At 67.1% G+C, this 751-nt stretch carries 2 pseudogenes; both read left to right on the forward strand.

Annotation, left to right across the window (positions count from 1 at the left end):
- A pseudogene (locus A5652_RS19040) lies at positions 1-154 on the forward strand (transcriptional regulator); the annotation flags it as partial.
- A 43-nt stretch (positions 155-197) separates the two neighbouring features.
- Positions 198-751: pseudogene (locus A5652_RS19045) on the forward strand (NAD-dependent DNA ligase LigA); the annotation flags it as partial.

Consider the following 751-nt stretch of genomic DNA (forward strand, 5'->3'; position numbering starts at 1 on the left):
GGTGTCCAGCAGCCGGCGGGGCCGCGAGCGAGTCTGGACGGTGCAGACCCAGCCACTGGCCTCGGCGAGCGACTACCTGAGTCAGCTGTCCCGCCGGTGGGATGCCGCGCTGGATCGATTGCGGTCCTACGTGGAGGACGAAGTCGAGGACTGAGCGCGCCCGGTTTCGCGTCGGTGTCCTCGGATAGCCTGCCAAGGTGAGCGCAGCAGAAGCTGATTCGGTACCGCCCGAAATTCGCCGGCAGTGGCAGGACCTGGCCGAAGAGGTCCGTGAGCATCAATTCCGCTACTACATCAAGGACGCTCCGATCATCTCGGACGCGGACTTCGACGCGATGTTCAACCAGCTTCTCGCCTTAGAGGAGCGCCACCCCGAACTCCGGGTGCCCGATTCCCCGACGCAGCTGGTCGGCGGGGCGGGTTTCGCCACCGAGTTCGCCGAGGCGCAGCACCTGGAACGGATGCTGAGCCTCGACGATGTCTTCGATCGCGACGAGTTGGTGGCCTGGAGCAACCGCGTTGAGAACGAGGTCGGCAAGCAGCCCTATTACCTGTGCGAACTCAAGATCGACGGGGTCGCCCTGGCGCTGGTGTACCGCGACGGCCGGCTGGAACGCGCCGCGACCCGCGGCGACGGCCGGGTCGGCGAGGACGTGACGCTGAACGCGCGCACCATCGACGATGTCCCCGAGCGGCTGTCCGCGAGTAAGGACTTCCCGATTCCCGCCCTGCTCGAGGTGCGCGGCGAGGC

The organism is Mycobacterium sp. 1165178.9, from assembly GCF_001673555.1.
Taxonomy (GTDB): domain Bacteria; phylum Actinomycetota; class Actinomycetes; order Mycobacteriales; family Mycobacteriaceae; genus Mycobacterium.